Source organism: Micromonospora sp. LA-10, assembly GCF_051853095.1.
Taxonomy (GTDB): domain Bacteria; phylum Actinomycetota; class Actinomycetes; order Mycobacteriales; family Micromonosporaceae; genus Micromonospora; species Micromonospora echinospora_A.
In genome coordinates, this window is record NZ_CP195710.1 from 1,083,496 (window position 1) to 1,102,974 (window position 19,479).

Annotated in this window: 13 protein-coding genes, 1 tRNA gene and 1 pseudogene; 2 read left to right on the forward strand and 13 right to left on the reverse strand. The window is 66.7% G+C overall.

The window, feature by feature from the left end; all coding sequences use genetic code 11:
- Window positions 1-1,065 precede the first annotated feature (1,065 nt).
- A pseudogene (locus ACSDG8_RS05110) lies at window positions 1,066-1,170 on the forward strand (zinc-ribbon domain-containing protein); the annotation flags it as partial.
- A gap of 69 nt (window positions 1,171-1,239) precedes the next feature.
- Window positions 1,240-3,564, forward strand: a complete 2,325-nt coding sequence (locus tag ACSDG8_RS05115; protein ID WP_439428032.1) for a zinc-ribbon domain-containing protein — start codon at window positions 1,240-1,242, stop codon at window positions 3,562-3,564.
- Window positions 3,565-3,608: 44 nt separating this feature from the next.
- Here the strand turns inward: ACSDG8_RS05115 and ACSDG8_RS05120 are convergent, their stop codons facing one another.
- The 13 genes from ACSDG8_RS05120 to cmk form a co-directional block, all read right to left on the reverse strand.
- A complete protein-coding gene (locus ACSDG8_RS05120) occupies window positions 3,609-6,542 on the reverse strand; it encodes a type I restriction endonuclease subunit R (protein WP_439427711.1) in 2,934 nt (977 codons plus the stop codon).
- Entirely contained in the window at window positions 6,542-7,714 is a 1,173-nt protein-coding gene (locus tag ACSDG8_RS05125; RefSeq protein ID WP_439427712.1) for a restriction endonuclease subunit S, read from the reverse strand. The genes ACSDG8_RS05120 and ACSDG8_RS05125 overlap by 1 nt, the downstream gene beginning before the upstream one ends.
- Complete coding sequence (locus ACSDG8_RS05130; protein ID WP_439427713.1) at window positions 7,711-9,195, reverse strand: type I restriction-modification system subunit M; 1,485 nt, start codon at window positions 9,193-9,195, stop codon at window positions 7,711-7,713. Before ACSDG8_RS05130 ends, ACSDG8_RS05125 begins: the two co-directional genes overlap by 4 nt.
- Window positions 9,192-10,772 carry an N-6 DNA methylase gene (locus ACSDG8_RS05135; protein WP_439427714.1) on the reverse strand — a complete coding sequence of 527 codons (1,581 nt, stop codon included), beginning with the start codon at window positions 10,770-10,772 and terminating at the stop codon, window positions 9,192-9,194. Before ACSDG8_RS05135 ends, ACSDG8_RS05130 begins: the two co-directional genes overlap by 4 nt.
- Window positions 10,773-11,032: 260 nt before the next feature.
- A complete protein-coding gene (locus ACSDG8_RS05140; protein ID WP_439427715.1) occupies window positions 11,033-12,010 on the reverse strand; it encodes a phosphotransferase in 978 nt (325 codons plus the stop codon).
- Complete coding sequence (locus ACSDG8_RS05145) at window positions 12,010-13,170, reverse strand: tetratricopeptide repeat protein (protein ID WP_439427716.1); 1,161 nt, start codon at window positions 13,168-13,170, stop codon at window positions 12,010-12,012. The genes ACSDG8_RS05140 and ACSDG8_RS05145 overlap by 1 nt, the downstream gene beginning before the upstream one ends.
- A 96-nt stretch (window positions 13,171-13,266) precedes the next feature.
- Entirely contained in the window at window positions 13,267-14,181 is a 915-nt protein-coding gene (locus tag ACSDG8_RS05150; protein WP_439427717.1) for an IS3 family transposase, read from the reverse strand.
- Window positions 14,178-14,471, reverse strand: coding sequence for a transposase (locus ACSDG8_RS05155; protein WP_439427718.1), 294 nt, complete (start codon window positions 14,469-14,471; stop codon window positions 14,178-14,180). Before ACSDG8_RS05155 ends, ACSDG8_RS05150 begins: the two co-directional genes overlap by 4 nt.
- A 914-nt stretch (window positions 14,472-15,385) precedes the next feature.
- The gene (locus ACSDG8_RS05160) at window positions 15,386-15,619 is read right to left on the reverse strand and encodes a helix-turn-helix domain-containing protein (protein ID WP_425703057.1); all 234 of its coding nucleotides are present in this window, start codon (window positions 15,617-15,619) and stop codon (window positions 15,386-15,388) included.
- 128 nt (window positions 15,620-15,747) lie between these two features.
- Window positions 15,748-16,893, reverse strand: a complete 1,146-nt coding sequence (locus ACSDG8_RS05165) for a tyrosine-type recombinase/integrase (RefSeq protein WP_439427719.1) — start codon at window positions 16,891-16,893, stop codon at window positions 15,748-15,750.
- A 119-nt stretch (window positions 16,894-17,012) separates the two neighbouring features.
- Window positions 17,013-17,086 (reverse strand) — tRNA-Pro (locus ACSDG8_RS05170).
- Window positions 17,087-17,245: 159 nt separating this feature from the next.
- A complete protein-coding gene (gene der, locus ACSDG8_RS05175) occupies window positions 17,246-18,652 on the reverse strand; it encodes a ribosome biogenesis GTPase Der (RefSeq protein ID WP_043324888.1) in 1,407 nt (468 codons plus the stop codon).
- Between the two features lie 58 nt (window positions 18,653-18,710).
- Window positions 18,711-19,391: a (d)CMP kinase gene (gene cmk, locus ACSDG8_RS05180; protein WP_073831621.1), complete on the reverse strand. Its 681-nt coding sequence runs from the start codon at window positions 19,389-19,391 to the stop codon at window positions 18,711-18,713.
- Window positions 19,392-19,479 lie beyond the last annotated feature (88 nt).

A 19,479-nucleotide genomic window follows, 5' to 3' on the forward strand; every position in this document is an offset into this window, starting at 1 on the left:
CGGACAAGTCAGGTCGGACGCCGCCCCACTCGGGGGAGTGAGAACTGGCGGCGGTGATTCGGGCGCGCGGCGGGCCGGTCACCTGGCGGCCAGTGAGGGGCCCGGCACTCGGATCACTGGACCTCGGACGCGTCAGGCCGTGTCCGCGCGACCGGTGGGGGCGTAGCTGGACCACGTGGAGCCGGCGTGCGGTGGCGACGATCCGGGGCAGGCACGTCGAGCACGTGCTGGCGGATCCCGGGGCGGTGGTGAGGACGCCGAACTTTTGGATCAGCGGCGATAGGGTGCGGGGCTGGAGCGGTCGGCCGGCGCGGCGGCCGGGGAACAGCCAGCATGATTCGCGGTTGGTGGCGGTGCGGTAGTGCTGGGGCAGCGCCGCGGCGGCCGGTCCTTGGGCGGCCGACAGCTCGAACCGTGGGCTGAGCCGGTTCGCGGCCGACCACTGCAGGAACGCCCGGACGGTGTCGCGGTTGCTGTCGCTGTGCTCGACGGACCACGCGTCGACGTCGGCCTGACGGCAGTCGGCGAGCGCAGAGCCACGGGCGGCCAGCCATTCGAGCAGGTCGGCAGCCTGGCTGATCTGCTCGCCGGCGTAGCGGCGCCCGGCCGGGTGATCGGCCGAGTCTCGGCGCGAGCCCGGAGCCGGGGCAGGACGTGCCAGGTTGCGAACCGGCGCAGGAGCTTGGCGTGGTGATCTGCCGTTCGGCGAGGCCGTGACGCGTATAGGTCTAGCCGGTGAGGTCCTTGATGGCCTCGTAGAACTCGGCGTCCTTGGTTCGCGGAATCAGCGCGTTCCGGCTTCCGAGCCACAGGTCGGTCCGCAAGGGAAAGGTGCATGTGGTGTGCCATCGTCGCCGGCCCAACGTTGCGGCAGGACCAGCGTCCTACCCTACGAATACCCTGCTGCTTGTGCCAAGAGAAGCCGTTGACTCCGGTGTTCGTGCAGGGCTCGACCCTGCCGTCGCGACTCCGCCCGCTGACTCCGAGCGATCCCTTCCGGACAATAGGACCGTGCCGCTGCGGCGCGGTCTGACTCTGCGGGACGGGTATCCACACCTGGTTGCGATGATTCACGCGGACCTCAATCCCACACTTGACCTCGCAACCCTGTCAGCCGGCAACGGACGGAAACTGTGGTGGAAGTGCCCCGAAGGACCTGACCACGAGTGGCAGGCCGTCGTAGGGAACATGACAAGGCCGGGTGCAGGGTGCCCGTTCTGCGCCGGACAACGAGTCTCGGTGACGAACTCCCTTGCGGCCCGGTACCCAGCCGTTGCCGCCCAGTGGCATCCCACTCAGAACTGCGACCTGACCCCGGACACCGTCGTGTTCGGCAGCAATCGGACCGCTTGGTGGTGGTGCGATTTGGGACCTGATCACGAGTGGCAGGCGCAAATCTCTTCGCGCACGACCGGGGGGAATGGCTGCCCCTTCTGTGCCAACAAGCGGGTATCCGTGACGAACTCGCTCGCCGTCCGCTACCCACATGTCGCCGCGCAGTGGCATCCCACCAAGAACGGCGAGCTGACCCCCGGCACCGTCGTGTTCGGTAGCGGCACAGCGGTGTGGTGGCTGTGCGACACGGCCCCGGACCATGAGTGGCAGGTACGGATCGTGCAGCGCACCACCATGGGCACCAATTGCCCGTGCTGCGCGAACCAGAAGGTGTCGGTCACCAACTCCCTCGCCGCCCTGTTCCCTGAGGTTGCCGCGCAGTTGGACCCGGCCCGCAACGGCGGGATCACCGCCGACCGGGTAATCGCCGGCAGCAACAAACCGCTGTGGTGGATCTGCGACAAGGGGCCTGACCATACCTGGCGGGTCTCGCCGAACAGCCGCACCTTCGACAAGACCGGTTGCCCGGCATGCGCGAGCAATCAAGTGTCGTCCACTAACTCTCTCGCCGCGCTGTTTCCGCCGGTCGCGGCGCAGTGGCACCCCGACCGGAACGGGCCGCTTCGGCCTGAGCAGGTGACCGCGCAGAGCAACAAGCTCGTGTGGTGGCAGTGCGTCGTTGACCCTGGCCACGACTGGCAAGCCAGCCCCAGCTCCCGCACCCGCGGCCGGACGGGCTGCCCGTACTGCGCCAACAAGAAGGTGTCACGGACGAACTCCCTCGCCGCCCGGTTTCCGGAGATCGCGGCGCAGTTCGATCCGGCGCTGAACGGCGGTCTCACCGCCGATCAGATCGTTGCTGGCAGTGCGACACCAGCCGTCTGGCGGTGCGACGCTGGCCCCGACCACGTGTGGTCGACCCCGGTGTGTGGCCGCACCACCCGAGACGCCGGCTGCCCGGCCTGCGGCGGACGGCAGCTGTCGAAGACGAACTCCCTCGCGACCCGATACCCAGAGATCGCCGCGCAGTGGCACCCCAGCAGGAACGGCACCCGCACCCCGGCCGATGTGATCAGCACCAGCAGCGTCGACCGTGCCTGGTGGATCTGCGGCGAAGGCCCCGACCACGAGTGGGAGACAGTCATCCGAACCCGGACAGTCGCCGGCGCCGGATGCCCGTGCTGCGCCGGACTGCGCTTATCCGTGACGAACTCCCTCCGGGCCCGACACCCAGAGATCGCCGCCCAGTGGCACCCCACCCGGAACGGTGACCGTACCCCCGACCAAATCGTGGCTGGGAGCGGTGAGGCGGTGTGGTGGAAGTGCCCGGAGGGCCCCGATCACGAGTGGAGGGTGTCGGTAGACAAACGAACGAGTGCCAGGACCGGCTGTCCGGCCTGCGCCGGCTGGCAGGTGTCTGTCACGAACTCACTCGCGAACCTCTACCCAGCGGTCGCTGCTCAACTCGATCCCACCCTCAACGACGGGCTCACCGCCGACAAGGTCGTCAGCCGCAGCGACCGTACCCTCGTCTGGCGATGCCCAGCCGGCCCGGACCACATCTGGCCCGCCAAGGTGTACTCCCGCACGACAAACGGGCTCGGCTGCCCGTGCTGCGCCGGTATGCGTCTGTCCCGTACCAACTCCCTCGCCGCCCGGTTCCCCGAGGTCGCCGCCGAGCTCGACCCAGCACTTAATGGTGGCCGCACCCCTGATCAGGTCCTCGCTGGCACGCACAAGCGCTTCACCTGGCGGTGCCGCACCGACCCAGCCCACCTCTGGACAACGTCAGTGGCGAATCGGACAGCCGGCGATGGACATGGATGTCCCACGTGCGCCGTCACCGGGTTTCGCCCGGCCCTGCCTGCGTATCTGTACCTGCTTCGCCGCACCTACGAAGGGCAGGAGCAGCGGAAGATTGGGATCACGAATGTGCCGGCGGCACGGCTGAAGAAGCTACGCCGGTTCGGCTGGAAGCTGATTGAGATCAGCGACGAGATGGACGGCGGGCGCGCATTCGACCTGGAGCAAGCGTTCCTCCGCGGTCTCCTCAGCCGTGGGCTGCGCCGCACCCGATCGTCGCTCGTGGTCGATCGGCAGGACGGGTACACCGAGGCGTGGGAATACAGCGAGCTTCCCATCGACTCTCTCGACGACGCGTTCCGCGAAATCGCGCGCGAAGACCGGGCATGTGCAGATGCTGGCGCTAGGACTGGTAGCGGTGCGTAGCATCAACCGTTCTTGCGGCCTACGCCTGCGCCGAGCAGGCAGCGTTAGTAGTACTCGCGGATGTAGCCGAGGGCACGCTCGTAAACGTCGTTGTCGCGGATCTTGAACTTGGTCCAGAGCGTCTTGCGGAGGGACTGCTGGACCAGTCGGTCGCCCTCACGGGTGTCCTGCCAGCCCGTGAACCGCACCGCCCGAACGACCTCGTCGACCTCGTCGACGATCTTCTCGGCGATGATCGGGGTGCCGTTGCCCTTGAGGGACTGGAACAGCTCGGTGAGCGCCGCCTTGCCTCGGTCCTCGCGGGGCACCTCGGCGGCGGCCTTCTCCGCGGCCACGGTGTCCCGGGCAAGGGCGAACAGCTCCTTCAGGAAGTCCAGGCTGGCCTGCTGGGAGTGGGCGTACTTCTCCCGCAGTGCGGTGAGCCGCTTGCCGAGTTCGATGAAGACAGGATTACCGATGTGCTTGGCGATACGGGCGGTAATCCACTTTTCGACCTCGACCGGGTCGACGTCCTTCCGCCGGCCCGTCATGAGGTCTTCGATCACCTGGGCGTCCAGGACGATCATGTCGAGGTCGGTACGGGGTACCTCGACGGTGACGTGTTCGTTGATGAGTTCCAACGTCTTGGCCCCGAGGGTGTGCCACACGAGCCGACCGGCGATGTCCGACGGCCGCACCGACTCGTAGACGTCGGTGAGCCACCGGTAGTCGGCCGCGTAGGTGGAGAGGATCGGGTCCGGGCTGAGGGTTTCCCAGAGTTGGGCGACGACGCTGAAGGCCGCGCCGAACGCGTCGCGGGCCTCGTCGCTGCTAATCGCGGTCTGGGCGGCGATGAGCCCCTCGTAGCCACCGACGGTACGGTCGACGGCGGGGAAGAAGGCCAGCGCGGCTTCAATTGCGGGGCCAAGCTGATTCCGCAGTACGGCGATGTTGCTGATGACCTGCTGGACGTTCTTCTCGTCGAAGGCGAACGCCTTGGCGACGTCGTCGAAGATGCCCAGGTAGTCGACGATCAGCCCGTGCGTCTTGGTCGGCGGGTAGACCCGGTTGGTTCGGGTGATCGCCTGGAGCAGGTTGTGTTCCTTCAGCGGCTTGTCGAGATACTGCGCGTAGAGGATCGGCGCGTCGAACCCGGTGAGGAGCTTCGCCGTCACGATGATGATCTTCAGTGGGTCGGCCGGGTCGTTGAATCGGGCGGTGATGCGCTCCAACTCGTCCCGGTCGGGGGTGTACTCCTTCCACTCCTCCGGGTCACGAGCGGTGCGGCTCATGACGACCGTGGAGGCGTCGGGACCGAGAATCTCGTCGAACTCCGCCTTGTAGGCGACGCAGGTCGCCTTGTCGTAGACGACCACCTGCGCCTTCAGCCCCTGTGGCTCGACCTTCGTCCGGAAGTGTTCGGCGATGTCGGCCGCGATCCGGCGGACCCGCTCGTCCGCTTTGATCAACACCTCGAGCGATGCGGCCCGCTTCGACAGCGTGCTCTTGTCTGCCTCGGTGAGTCGGTGCTGCTCGGCCAACTCGGCGAACGCCGCGTCGATCGCGGCCTCGTCAAGGTGGATTTCCGACAGGCGCGGCTCGAAGTGCAGCGGCAACGTCGCCCCATCGCGGATCGAATCCTGGAACGAGTACCGCGAGAGATAGCCACCTTCATCGTCTGTGGACCCGAACCACATGAAGGTGTTGCGGTCCCGCCGGTTGATCGGGGTGCCGGTCAGGCCGAAGAGGAACGCGTTCGGCAGGGCCTCACGCATCTTGCGCCCGTAGTCACCCTCCTGGGAACGGTGGGCCTCGTCGACCATGACGATGATGTTGTCGCGGTCGTCCAGCACCCCCGGCGCCTCGCCGAACTTGTGCACGGTGGTGATGATGACCTTCCGAGCGCCCGCCGTGAGAAAAGCTTGTAGCTCCCTGCGGCTGTCAGTCGAGACGAGATTCGGCACATCCGAGGCGTTGAAGGTGCCGGTAATCTGGGTGTCCAGGTCGATCCGGTCGACCACGATGATCACCGTGGGGTTCGTCAAACCGGCCGTCGCGCGCAGCTTCTGCGCGGTGAAGACCATGAGCAGCGACTTGCCCGAACCCTGAAAGTGCCAGATCAGGCCCTGCTTGATCCGCCCGTGCAGCACCCGTTCGACGATGAGGTTCGTTGCCTGGAACTGCTGGAATCGCGCGATCATCTTTATCTTGCGGTGCTTCTTGTCAGTTGCGAACACCGTGAAGAACCGCAGGAAGTCCAGCACCGCCGCCGGCGACAGCACGCCTTCGACGGCCTCGCGCACCACCGCCAGGCCGGTCCGCGCCGGGGCCTCGTCGTCGGTCTCTTCCCGCCACGGACCCCACAGGCCGACCGGCATGCCGACCGAGCCGTACCGGAAGTCCTTGCCTTCGGTGGCGAAGTTGAACACGTTGGGAACGAAGAACGCCGGTACGTTGACTTCGTAATCCTCGTTGATCTGCGCCGCCGCATCGATCCAGGAGTAGGCAGGACGGACCGGCGACTTCGCCTCGCCGACGACCAACGGGAAACCGTTGCACCACAGCACTAGGTCAAAGCGGCGTTCGACCCGCCCAACCCGATACGTCACCTCCGTGGAAATCATCCACTGGTTGGCGCTCGGCGCGGGACTGTCGGGGTCGATGAGCCGGATGGTGACGTGCTCCCCGGCCGGGCCGAACGGCATCGACTTTTGCCCGGTCAGCCACGCGGCGAACTGTTCGTTCGCCACCACCGGATTGGGCGTCCGGCGAGCGGAGAGGACGATCGCTCGCAGGTGGTAGATCACCTCGTCCGCCAGCCGCGGATCGGCCTCGATGACCGGGTTCAACCGCTGCAGAGCCTCCTTGACCGGCCCCTCCAGCAGCACCTCATCCTCCCGGCGCGGCAACCCCTTGCCGGATACGAACTGGATGTCGTTTGACTCAACAAGGTCACGCACAAAGTCCCGAACAGTCTTGTCCTCGGTGAACTGAGACATTAGTTGCCTCCAAAGACTTCAGTGAGGAGCGATGAACGCAGACTTTCTGTCGCATGAAGTTCCTCACGGGCTGCCGCCAGCATGCCCCCGACGGATTCCACCAGTTCAACAACGGCGCGCTGGTCGGCCATCGGCGGACAAGGCATCGGCATCGCCGAGAAGCGAACAGCGGTAAGGTGAGCCATTGACGTGGTCCTCTTTGCCATCTCGGCGAAATGGCCAAGATAGAAGCATCGACGGAACCATGCTAGCGCAAATTCAGGGACAATTTCCGCACCAGCCCGGAATCGCAGTAGAGTCTTCTGCATGTAGCAGTCCGGAATCTCACCTCGGAACATCGCGCAACGACCGACCAGCTCAAGGCTTTGACCCTCGTTGAGTAGCACATCTCCAGGCTCTAGTCGAAACTTTTCGGCACCAGGATCACTAAAGTCCATGCTTGCCACATCATCTAGGCGAAGGCAATTATCGCCGACGTTAGCAACACGGAGATACGGTCGAACCTTCGGACCCACCCGGTACTTTGGGTGCAGCTGTTGACCCAGTTGGACATTGCCCAACTCGGACACGGTTGCATAAGGCCAATCCGAATGCACCATGCCTTCTAGAAGCTTTTTCTCGACTCGCTCCGCGGCATGCAGCCGAGCACGAGCCGCTTCTCGTGATGCCTCCACGGCCCACAGCAGATCAGTCATGCGCTTCTGCTCGCCAATGGGAGCCAAGTCAAACTCATACCGTGCGATATCGGACCAATTCACGTAAGGATTAACCGAGCCCTTTGACTCACGAACCGCAAAGTTGTGGAATGACTCCGACGCCATCACAAAGGGCAGAAAAGCTTGCAGCAGATGGGCTTGGTCCTTGGACTCAACAACGAAGGTGGTATTGGCGGTAACTCCATCGAAGTCTGCAACGGCAACCTTGCGCAAATACGTTCGTCGAGAGCCATACAGTACCTGCCCTGGGCGGAAGCGACGGTGGAATGCAGGCCCGAGGTAGCCCTCGCCGACTTCTCCCCAGCGATGAATCTTCAGGACATTGGTGTTCATATGCTCGCCCGCGATGTAGCGCTTCACATCGCCGGAAGCAGGATCAACCTTTTCTCTGGATGCCGTTGCAACGTCTCCGAGCGCCACGCGCTTCCAGTTGGCCTTGTCCAAGTTGAGGATCACCGGTTGACCTCCTGCCGCAGAAGGGTGACCACGTTTCGGATTGACGCGTCAACCTCGCCAGCGACAGCTCGCCATTCGTTAACCGCTTCTTTGACATTGAGCGACTTGGCTTCTCCAGCCGAGTGGGTGACATAGAGCGAAATGGCTAAACTATACTGCTTGTCGGAGATCTCGTCGCGGGTGGCAACGGCCGCGAAGCCGTCGTCGCCACCGAATGCCTCGTATGCGGCCAGGATCTTCATTTGATGCCGCTCCCGGAGGAACGACTGCGCCTGTTCACGGGAAACCTGGTTGACCGCATTGATGAAAAGAACCCGGCCGCGCTGCTCGGCGGACTTATTGGCGCGCAGGGTGACAACCACGGCTTCCATGGGCGAGTTGTAGAAAAGACCTGCTCCAAGCCCGACGACGGCTTCAAGCATGTCTGACTTGACCAACTTCTCGCGCAGTCCGGCCTCTTCGCGGCGGAATAGCACGCCATGGGGAAAGAGAATCGCGGCCCGACCAGTTTCGGGGTCGAGACTCGCAGCGATGTGTTGGAAGAAGGCATAGTCGGCACGACCCTGGGGCGGAACTCCCCACAGGTTGCGGCCGTAAGGATCATTGGCAAACGCCGCGCGGTTCCACGCCTTGATGGAGTACGGCGGGTTCGCGAGCACCACGTCGAAGGTGCGCAGCCGGGCACCGTCAAGGAAGGCGGGCTTGGTAAGCGTGTCGCCGTGCCCGATGCGGCCGTCGGCGATCCCGTGCAGGAACAGGTTCATCCGGGCGATGGCCGAAGTCCCGTAGTTCAGTTCCTGGCCGTACAGGCGCAGGTTGCGCCACTCCTTGCCCTGCCGGCGCAGCTCGGCGGCGGTGGATATGAGCATCCCGCCGGTGCCACAGGTCGGGTCATAGACCGACTCCCCCGGCTCGGGCTTGAGCATCATCGTCATGAGGTGGACGAGGGTGCGGTTAGTGTAGAACTCCTGGGCGGTATGGCCGGAGTCGTCGGCGAACTTCTTGATCAGGTATTCGTATCCCTGACCGAGTTCGTCCTCGGGCAGGTTCGCCACCGAGAGCGTCTTGGTGGAGAAGTGCTCGATGAGTTCCTTGAGCGTCCGGTCGGGCAGCAGGTTCTTGTTGCCCCAGTCGCCGTCACCGAACACGCCGGTCAGGGTGTCCGGGTTGGCCGACTCGATCGCCCGCATGGCGGCCAGGACCGCCGCGCCGACGCCGCTGCCGACGTCGCGGATGTCCTGCCAGTGGGCGCCGTCGGGGATAGCGAAACGGTGGTTCTCCGGCAGGTCGGCCGCCTCGTCCTCACCGTAGATGGCCAGCGCCGCGGCGCGTTCCTCGTCGTACACGTCGGAGAGCCGCTTGAGGAAGACCAGCGGGAAGATGTACTGCTTGTAGTCGCCGGCGTCGATGAGGCCGCGCAGCACGACGGCCGCGCCCCACAGGTAGGACTCCAGCTCGCGCTGAGTGATGCGCGTGCTCACGCCGCCACCTCCCTCGGGCCAAGGCCCCACTTGGCCAGTTCGGCTTCTAGCGCGGCGCGGGTCTCGCGGGCAGCGGCGTGGGCCGCTTCGAGGTCGGTCAGGGCCTGCTCCAGGGTACGCTGTTCGCCGTCGTCGGCAGGAGCGACGTACAGCGGGATGTTGAGGTTGAATCCGTGGGCCTTGATGTCGTCGAGCGTGGCGACCGCCGCCAGGCCGGGAGCGTCGACGAACGCCTGGAAGGTCCGCAGCAGGGCCTCGGCGTGCTCGAGTTCGAGGCTGTTCTGGTTGCGGCCGCGCTTGAATAGCGCCTCGCCGTTGACGAACAGCACCCTGCCCGTGCGGTCCTCGGGCTTGCGACGGCGCAGGATCAGCACGCACGCGGCCAGGCCGGTGCCGTAGAAGAGGTTCGGCGCGAGGCCGATCACAGCCTCAACCAGGTCGGCCTTCAGCACGAACTCGCGGATGCGCCCCTCGGCGCCCTGACGGAACAACGCACCCTGCGGGAGTACGACGGCGACTCGACCCGTCCCCGGTGCTGCGGATTCGATCATGTGCTGGACCCAGGCCCAGTCGGCGTACCCCTTAGGTGGCACGCCCCCGAGCCGGTTCCGGCCCCACGGGTCGGAGCCCCACTCCACTTCGCCCCAGTTCTTGAGCGAGAACGGCGGGTTGGCGATCACGCAGTCGAACTGGGCGAGGCGTGCGCCGTCGTAGAAGGCCGGCGAGCGCAGGGTGTCCTCGTGCTCGATCGTGAAGTCCTCGACCCCGTGCAGCAGCAGGTTCATCTTGGCGAGGCCGGAAGTGGCGAGCACCTTCTCCTGACCGTAGAGCTTGCCCAAGAAGGTCTGCGGCCGGCCACCCTGGCGCTTCACGTGCTCGATGACCTCGATGAGCATGCCGCCCGTGCCGCACGCCGGGTCGTAGACCGTCTCGCCCTCCTGCGGATCGAGGATGTCGACGAGCAGCCGCACCACCGACCGCGGGGTGTAGTACTCGCCAGCCTTCTTGTTGGACTGGTCCGCGAACCGCTTGATGAGGTACTCGTACGCCTGCCCGAACACGTCCGGCGCGACAACCGCGTTGCTCAGCGTTCTGGTGGAGAAGTGCTCGATGAGGTCGCGGAGCTTGGCGTCGGGCAGCTTGTCCTTATTCGTCCAGGCGGCACTGCCGAAGATGCCGTACAGCACATCCGGGTTGACCTTCTCTATCGCCCGGAACGCGGTTACCAGGGCCTGCCCGACGTTCTGGGTGCGGGCGCGAACATCCTCCCAGAGGCTGCCGGTGGGGATGCCGAAGCGGTGGTTCTCGCGGAGCGACGCGTACTCGTGGTCGCCGTCCGACTCCGCCAGCGCCCGCTCGTACTCCTCGGTGTAGCAGTCACTGATCCGCTTGAAGAACATCAGCGGGAAGATGTACGCCTTGAAGTCCGCCTGGTCGATGTTCCCGCGCAACAAGTCAGCGGCACGGGCCAAATACTGCTCCAGCTCCGGCAGGCTCAGCGGGACTGCAAGCGTGTCGTGCGTCGGCCTGGAAGCGCGCGCGTAGCGGTCAGCCGGGCGAGCATCCATCAGGGTCATGCTTGTTGTCATCTCCTTGCGGCCTGCGATTACGCACTCGTTGCGGGCCCTACCGTAACGGCAGAGGCGGACAAGAAGGGTGCAGGGCTGGCTGTCGACCCGTGTCGTCAGCGCGACGAGTGGCGGACATGCGGTGCGCAGAGGATTTAGTTCGTCATAAAACGGACCAGTGTGAAGAAAGAACTTCTAAGCGACGAGACCGCCACCAACCGGGAGCGGGCCAGTTTCAGCGGCATGGCATGTAGCCGAGGGCACCGAGGTCAGCGGTAGCGGGTCCATGTCGCGCCCAGGTCCTCGGTGAGCAGGGATCGCAGACGGTGGGCCAATTCACCGGCGACGTCTGGGCGACCCGCAAGACGGTCAATGGTGCTGGTCACCAGCTGCAGCTCGCGGACTCGGCGGAGGACAGGCCAGCCCGTCCAGGCGGTGACGTCAAATTGGTAGGCTTCGACAAAACCCTGGTAGTCGGCGGGTGCGCGGCCGAACCGGGTAGCACCGTGGGCGGTGGGTACAAGATCCCACTCCCGCGGGCCGATACACATCCCGTCCAAGTCGCACAGCAAAGGCCCTGAAGGGGCGGGCCTACCATGGCCCGCGGCGGCCAGGAGAACGTTCCCTGTGTGCGCATCCCCGTGGATGACACCGGGCGGGAGTCGCCACGCGACCCGATCAAGGTCTTCTTCTGCTTCGCAGCACCGCCGGTCAAGATCGCGAAGCAGGTCGGTGGCGTGAACCCCGAGCTCCGTCCTCGACCAGTGCTCCAGCTCGGCGGCTCCTTCAAGCGGTAGCGCCGCGGCAGCGGCGAGGCGCCGACGAAACTTCTCGATCGGCGCCCAGCGCGGCAACGCAACCTCTAACTGCTCAAGGCTGTGGAGAGCGCGGAGCGGCGCGGCGAGGTCAACGGGCTTAGGCTCGTCTCCAACGGTGGGCACGTACTCCCAAGCCGTGGCAACCCACTCCCCGCTGAAGATCGGTTGAGACGGCACCCCGGAGGCGAGCCGCACGGTCGGCATGCCGGCCCCTTCCAGGCACGCCGCGACCGACACCACCCGATGGGCGAGCGCTGCGGCAGGTGGGCCGGCAGCGAGTCGGATCACGAACGGCGGCGCCACGAACACCGCGTTCATCGTGTACTTGACGAGGCTCGCGCCGTCCGGATCGACGCCAAGCTGCCGACAGACGTCATCCAGGTGGCTGCGGAGCTCCGAGGCGACAGCGTCGCTGAGTGCGGTGGTCATCAGACCCCCTGCAGCTCCGAGATGCGATTGCCGAGAGCAGCAAGCACCGGCTCTCGCCCGACCTGCGGCGCGGCGAGCTCCCACAGTGCGTTCAGCCGATCGTTGACGCGAGCCGACCGCATCCCGTCCGCCACCAGCCCCACCGCCTTGATTCCGTACTCGCCAGCGGTAGCGAGATCACCGGCCAGGATACTCGCGGTCGCGACCGAGATTGTGTCGAAGATGAAGGACCGACGATCTTGCGGGCGGCGTAGCCGGACCGCCTGGTGGGAGTGCTCGGAAGCGCGATCAACGTAGCCGACGTGCTCCGGGTGGCGGGCCAGGGCGGAATAGACGACGGCGGAGATGCCATGCACGTCGGCCTCGGTCAGCGCAAAGTGGGTCCAGGCCGGCGCCGTGTCCAGGTCCGCCTGATCGAGCTCGCGTCGAGCTCGGGTCAGGCTGTCAACCACTTGGTGGTCGGCGCCGAGGAGCGCGTAGGCCCACGCGGAGTTGGCGTGCAGTATGCCGACGCTGGCATGGCAGCCGGCCTGCTGTGCAGCGAGCTGGCCAAGGCCGAACAGTTGGAGCGCTTCAGCCGGCTGTTCCTGATGCAGACTGACCCGCCCCAGGCGATACAGCGTGTTGGCCAGCAGCGGCAGAGCGTCAGTCTGTCGTGCCAGTACGAGGCTCTGGGTGAGATGCCGACGCGCCATGTCGTGATCGTCGAGATCGTGCGCCACCCAACCGACGAGGTTGTGCAGCTCGGCGAGGGCGGCCCGCAGCTCGGCAGCTACCACGTCGTTGCACCGCACTTGCAGGAGCTGTGTCGCCCATGCCACGTACCCGCGTGCGGATTGCAGGCAGCGCCCTCCTCCAGCAGCGGCATCGAGCCGGCGGTGGAAGGCGGTCACAGCACGAACGGTGGCTACCTCGTCCTGGCCGACCGCGGCCGGGACGACGACCTCCTGAGAGGTGGGTAGCCACCGCTCGACGCCTGCGGGTATGGACCCCACCGCGATGCTTGCGACGACGCCGAGCAGCTCGCGGGGATCAATCGGCGGGGTAGCTCCGGCCTGTTCAAAAGACGAGCCCTGCCGGTGGCGAACAGCCTGTTCGTCGAGGGCGAGTCCCATGTAGTGGCGGGGAATGCACAGCCCTTCCGCGATGCGCTCCAGCACCAAGTAGTCAGTGACGATTCGCCGGCCTCCTGCGATCTCAGAGACGCGGCTGGCGCCCAGGCCGGTTGCGCTCGCGATCGCTGACTGAAGTGACCCCTATCGGCCGGACACCTCGATGTCTGTCAGGGACTCTCGGTGGATCTTCTCGTAGGTGTCGGGGCTGACGTTACCCAGACGGCTGTGCCGGCGGCGAGGGTTGTAGAAGCCTTCGATGTAGGAGAAGACCTCCATCTCCAGCTCGTGACGGGACGGCCAGGCGCGGGTGTAGACCAGTTCGGTCTTGAGGGTGGCGAAGAACGTCTCGGCCATGGCGTTGTCGTAGCAGTCGGCGACCGAGCCCATCGAGGCCAGGACGCCGCAGGAGCGCAGGGTCCGGCCGAACTCGAACGACGTGTACTGGGTCCCGCGATCCGAGTGATGAATGAGCTGATCACGGGCGGGTCGGCGGTGCTGGATGGCCATGCCGACCGCGTCGAGGATCAGTTCAGTGCGCAGGTGATCGGCCATCGCCCAGCCGACTACCCGGCGGGAGTAGGCGTCGACCACGACGGCGAGGTAGAGGAAGCCTTCCCAGGTGCGCAGGTAGGAGATGTCGGCGACCCACAGCCGGTTGGGTGCTGTCGCGGTGAACTGCCGCTGGACCAGGTCCGGCGCCGTCGCGGTGGACACGGCTTTGCGGCGGGCCTTACCGCGCCGCCGGCGGTGGGCGCCTTCGATACCGGCCAGGCGCATTAGCCTCGCTACCGCCTTGCGGTTCCACCTGTGGCCGCGCTCGTGCAGCTCGGCGGTTAGTCGTCGGGCGCCATAGACGCCGCGGTGCTCTGACCATGCCTGCTGGGTGATCTCGACGCGCTGCTGGTCGTGGCGTTCCCGCTCGGCATTGCGGTGGCGTCCCTGTCGCAGCCAGTCGTAGAAGGCGCTGTGGCCGACGCCGAGGAGCCGGCAGAGCAGACGGACCGGATAGGTGGTCTTCTCCGCGTCGATGAACCGGTACACGTCGGCCCGGTTCACCGCTCCGTCTCGCGTGCGAAGAAGACCGCGGCTTTTTTCAGGATCTCTTTCTCCAGCTCCAGCTGGGCGACCTGACGCCGCAACCGCACCAGTTCGGCCCGCTCGTCAGCGGCCAGGTCGCTGGCCCGGCCGCCGTCGCGTTCCTGCCGCATCCGGTCGACCCAGTTGCGCAGCGTCTCGTGGTTGACGCCCAACTCTCGACCCACGTCACGGAGCGTGCGACCGGAGTCGAGCACCAGCGCCGCAGCCTGGCGGCGGAACTCCTCGGGGTACTTGCTCTGTCGAGCCACAGCGGTTTCCTCCTCCTCGGCAGGATGCCAAGTCAGGAGGTGTCCGGTCTCATGGGGTCACTTCAGGGGCGGCCTGACAAGACCAGCACGCGACGCGCTGAAGAACCAGCGTTTGCGGGTACGAGTGTGGGAGGCAGGTGACGTTGTCGACGCCGTCTTGCGCACATATGACCGGTTGCCGGAGGAGATGCGCACCCAAGTACCACTACGTAGGGTATGGATGCTCTCCGACGCTGGCCTTTGAGCTAGACCGCTCGATCGAAGCGGACGTACGACTGACGAGAGGGAGAGCGTTTCGGAGTCGTATGCGAAGATCAAGTGCAACGCTTCAGGCAGTGCAGGGCACGGGCCTCGTGCCTGGTAGCACGCTGGCTATGGCGCGCAGGCAGTAGGTAAAATTTTCGGTCAGCCGCTCACCGAGAGCAGGTGGCATGAAGTCACGACGCGTGAACCTCACATCAGGCGGGCTGACGTCCGACCTGCGCCCTATCCGCGATCCTCTGGGCGATCGGTCCTCCCGCAGACCTCTGCCCACCCGAGAGAAGGCCATCCGGAACCGCTTGAACGCTGACCTGACGAACCTCGTCGCGGCGATGCGCGCCGGTAGAGAGCCAATCGCATGGGAGCTGTTACGGGAGGCGAGAGCTCTGGTTGCTCGGCTTCCACGGAACTCGTGTGAAAGTGAACGCCGCAAGATCAACGCGGCCGCCCTTGTTCTCCGCTCCCCCGTCTGGCGCCAGGAAGCTGCTGCTATAAGGCACGGCAAGAGGTAAATGGCCAACTACGTGGCGTCGTCATCGCTGACGTTTGCGGAGGTCCGGAGTGCACCGCCAGCGGTAGTCGGATGGCAGCGACCGACTGCGGCCGACGGAGACCAGTGTGCTCGAGCTCAGAGGCCCGGTCACGTAGACCGGCTACTCGACGGCAAGGAGATTAATGATCGCCTGCACGGGGACAAGGTACCGCCGGCCGACGCGCAGGAGACGCACCGGGAACTCGTTGGTCCTGGCGAGGGCGTATGCCTTGGTGCGGCCGATGCCGAGGATCGCTGCAGCGGTCTCCACATCGGTCGTGACCCCGAGGTCACGGACCGCCTCAATCGTCCAAATCTGGCCCGCCTTGCGCCCGCCAGTCGTGGTAGTCGACATCGTCCGCACACCTCCCGCAATCGTGAGTACGCCGGTACCGGCGTAATCTTCACGTTGCAGGCGACCCCTTGCCTGCTGCGTTGCCGAACGTGATCAAACGTCAGCAGAGCGGGTGTTACCAGCCGGGGCTACGCCGCAGGTGACCAGGTCGCTGCGTCTCCAAGCACCGCTTCCATCAGCTCCGCGGCCCGACGCTCGCTCTCCGGCAGCACGTGGGTGTAGACCTCCCGCGTCGTCCGGCTGTCAGCGTGACCAAGCCGCCGCTGCATCACGTGCTCGGGAACACCGGCGTCAGCGCCGGTGGTAGCGGAGGTATGCCGCGCGTCATGCAGCGCGATCACCGGGACGCCGGCGTCGGCGCACGCCTTCGCCCACTGATCGGTGAAGTACTTCGGGTAGTACGGCTCCCCATCCTCGCGGCAGAACAGGTAACCGCCGTCGTGGTACAGCACCCCGGCGTCGGCCTTCTCCACCGCCTGGCGCTCTCGGTGGGCGAGCAACTCCGCTACCAGGGCCGGCCCGAGCGCTACCGCCCGCTTGCTCTTGCCCTTTGGCGCCTTCTCCACCACCCCGTTGCTGGTTGTAGTGCGTTGCCAGTGCAGCAGCAGCACGCCGCGGTCGAGCTCGACGCGCGGCCACTTAAGACCGGCCAGCTCCCCTCTCCTGGTGCCGACGACGATCGCCAGCACCCACGCGGCACGGAGCCGGTGATCGGCGTGGTACTTGAGGAACTTCGCCGACTGCGCCGGCGTCCAGACGCCCTTGCGCCCCATCGTCTCCCGCTCGACCTGCCGCGGCTGCCGTACACCGTCGACATTGACCCCGAGGTCGCCCAATGCCTTCATCATGATCCGGTGCACGATGCGGACGGTGGTCGGCGACAGCGGCCCGCCGTTCTTGCCGCCGCTCTTCAGCAGCTTCTTGTAGAGGTCGTGGATCACCCGCTTGTCGAGCGCGTAGAGCTGTCGCCCGCCGATGTGCGGGACCACGTAGCAGCGGATGACGTCCCGGTAGTTGCTGAGGGTCGTCTCTTGGACGTCCAACTCGCGCTCGTTGAGCCAGCTCTCCAGCTCGGCAGCAACGCTGCCGTCGGCGCCGAGGTCCGCTCCCCCGTACGCGGCGCGCGCCTCGTCCTCCGCCTTCAGGGCAGCGGCCTGATTGGGGAACCCCTGCCGCTTGTGCTGGCGGCGGCGCCCGTTCGCGTCGGGCGGGAGATCGATGATGAAGAACCAGCGGGTCTGGCCGTTGGCGAGGCGGTAGCTGTAGACAGCCATCGGGCTGCACCTCCGCAGTAACGGGATCGGGGAGCACAGCCCACGCTAAGCGATCTCCGTTACTGCCAGCGTTACCGCAAGATCACACATGATCTTCTATATTCGCTGGTGAATACCAGTCGGGACGGCCGGATTCGAACCGACGACCCCTTGACCCCCAGTCAAGTGCGCTACCAAGCTGCGCCACGTCCCGATGCCCCCGCCAGGTCTCCCCTGCGGCAGCCGGTACAGCTTAGCGCAGGATCTTCGCACCGCGCGCACAGGCCCCTCCTGCGCCGCGCGCCACACTCCCTAGAGCATCCTAGGAGGGTGTGGCGCGGGGCAACCAAGCGGCAAGCAGCGGGCAGAAGGGTCAGCCGTGGGCCTTACCCCGGCCACCGGGGCCGAGCTTCTTGCGCGGGCGTACCGAGATCTCGATCGGGCTGCCCTCGAAGCCGAACTCCTCGCGGAGCTTGCGCTCGACGAAGCGCTGGTAGCCGGCGTCCAGCGGACCGGTGGTGAACAGCACGAACCGCGGCGGCGCCGCGCCGGCCTGGGTGGCGAACAGGATGCGCGGCGCGCGTCCGCCGCGTACCGGGTGCGGGGTGGCCTGGACCAGCGCGGTGAGCCACTGGTTGAGCTGCGCGGTCGGGATGCGCGTCTCCCAGCTGGCCAGGGCCTTGCGCAGCGCGGGCGCGAGCTTGTCGACGGCGCGGCCGGTCTTCGCGGAGAGGTTCAGCCGGATCGCCCAGGGGATGCGCCGCAGCTCGCGGTCGATCTCCTTGTCCAGGTAGTAGCGGCGGTCGCCGTCGACCAGGTCCCACTTGTTGAACGCGATGACCAGCGCCCGGCCGGACTCGACGACCATGGTGAGGATCCGCTGGTCCTGTTCGCTGATCACCTCGCTGGAGTCGATCAGCACCACGGCGACCTCGGCCGCCTCGATCGCCGAGGCGGTACGCAGGCTGGCGTAGTACTCGGTGCCGCTGGCCTTGCCGACCCGCTTGCGCAGGCCGGCGGTGTCGACCAGCTGCCAGGTCTCGCCGCCGATCTCGACCAGGCTGTCGACCGGGTCCACTGTGGTGCCGGCCACCGAGTCGACCACCGCCCGCTCCTCGCCGGAGAAGCGGTTGAGCAGGCTGGACTTGCCGACATTGGGGCGGCCCACCAGCGCCACCCGGCGCGGGCCGCGCGGCCGGTTCTCCACGATCGCGGGCGCCTCGGGCAGCGCGTCGAGGATGGCGTCGAGCAGGTCGCCGGATCCGCGGCCGTGCAGCGCCGAGATCGGGAACGGCTCACCGAGGCCGAGGGACCACAGCGAGGTCGCCTCCATCTCGATGGTGGTGTTGTCGGCCTTGTTGGCGATGAGGATCACCGGCTTGGCGCTGCGGCGCAGCATCTTCACCGCGGCCTCGTCCACGTCGGTGGCGCCGACCATGGCGTCCACCACGAACAGCACCACGTCGGCGGTCGCCACAGCGGTCTCGGCCTGGGCGGCGATGGCGGCGGCCCGGTCCTTGGCGTCGGGCTCCCAGCCGCCGGTGTCCACCACTGTGAACGCGCGGCCGTTCCACTGCGCGTCGTAGGGCACGCGGTCCCGGGTCACGCCGGGGATGTCCTCGACGACCGCCTGCCGGCGGCCGATGATGCGGTTGACGAGCGTGGACTTGCCGACGTTGGGGCGGCCGACCACCGCCACCACGGGCTGCGGGCCGGCCGGCTCGCCGGAGTCGACCTCCGGCTCGCGCAGCTCCACCCAGCCACCGAAATCGTCACTCATGCCGAGCCGCCCTTCGTTCGCGACTGCGGGGCTCGCACAACCCGCTCACTCCTCGCGCTCACGCGGCACCCCGCTCCGTGAGCATCTCGCGCAGGCGGGCCACTACCTCGTCGATGCCCAGCTCGGTGGTGTCCAGCACCACCGCGTCGGGGGCCTGCTGCAGCGGGTTGACCTTGCGGGTCGAGTCGAGGCGGTCCCGGCGGGCCAGGTCCGCGGCGGTCGCCGCGACGTCGGCGGCGTCCTCGGCGCTGCGCCGCTTCGCGCGCGCCGCCTCGGAGGCGGTCAGGTACACCTTCAGCTCCGCGTCCGGCGCGACCACCGAGCCGATGTCCCGGCCTTCGACCACGATCCGGCCCGCGTCGGCGATCACCCGCCGCTGCCGGTCCACCAGCAGCTCGCGTACGGCGGCGACGGCGGCGACCGCTGACACCGCGGCGGTCACCTCGGCGCCACGGATGGCGGTGGACACGTCGGTGCCGTCGACCGTCACGGCGTACCCCTGGGGGTCGGTGCCGATGCGCAGGTCGGCCTCGGCGGCGACCTTGGCCACCGACTCGGCGTCGGTGAGTTCCACGCCGGAGCGCAGGACCGCCCAGGTCAGCGCCCGGTACATGGCGCCGGTGTCGAGGTAGCGGGCACCGAGGCCCGCAGCGAGCCGCCGCGACACGGTGGACTTCCCCGAACCGGACGGCCCGTCCACAGCGACCACACATCGCCCGGCCGGTACGTTCTCCTCCACCGTTGTCCTCCTCAGCCCGTACCTCGCGGGTCGCCCGGATTCCCGGGCGCCGTTGAGCGGATGGTTCTGTCGTCAATCATGCCCGCGC

What these genes read in the sequence shown, in the direction of transcription:
- ACSDG8_RS05120 (WP_439427711.1), bottom strand. Translation starts at nt 6,542, where the DNA reads ATGTCTCAGTTCACCGAGGACAAGACTGTTCGGGACTTTGTGCGTGAC.
- ACSDG8_RS05135 (WP_439427714.1), bottom strand. Translation starts at nt 10,772, where the DNA reads ATGACCCTGATGGATGCTCGCCCGGCTGACCGCTACGCGCGCGCTTCC.
- ACSDG8_RS05140 (WP_439427715.1), bottom strand. Translation starts at nt 12,010, where the DNA reads ATGACCACCGCACTCAGCGACGCTGTCGCCTCGGAGCTCCGCAGCCAC.
- ACSDG8_RS05160 (WP_425703057.1), bottom strand. Translation starts at nt 15,619, where the DNA reads ATGTCGACTACCACGACTGGCGGGCGCAAGGCGGGCCAGATTTGGACG.
- ACSDG8_RS05165 (WP_439427719.1), bottom strand. Translation starts at nt 16,893, where the DNA reads ATGGCTGTCTACAGCTACCGCCTCGCCAACGGCCAGACCCGCTGGTTC.
- der (WP_043324888.1), bottom strand. Translation starts at nt 18,652, where the DNA reads ATGAGTGACGATTTCGGTGGCTGGGTGGAGCTGCGCGAGCCGGAGGTC.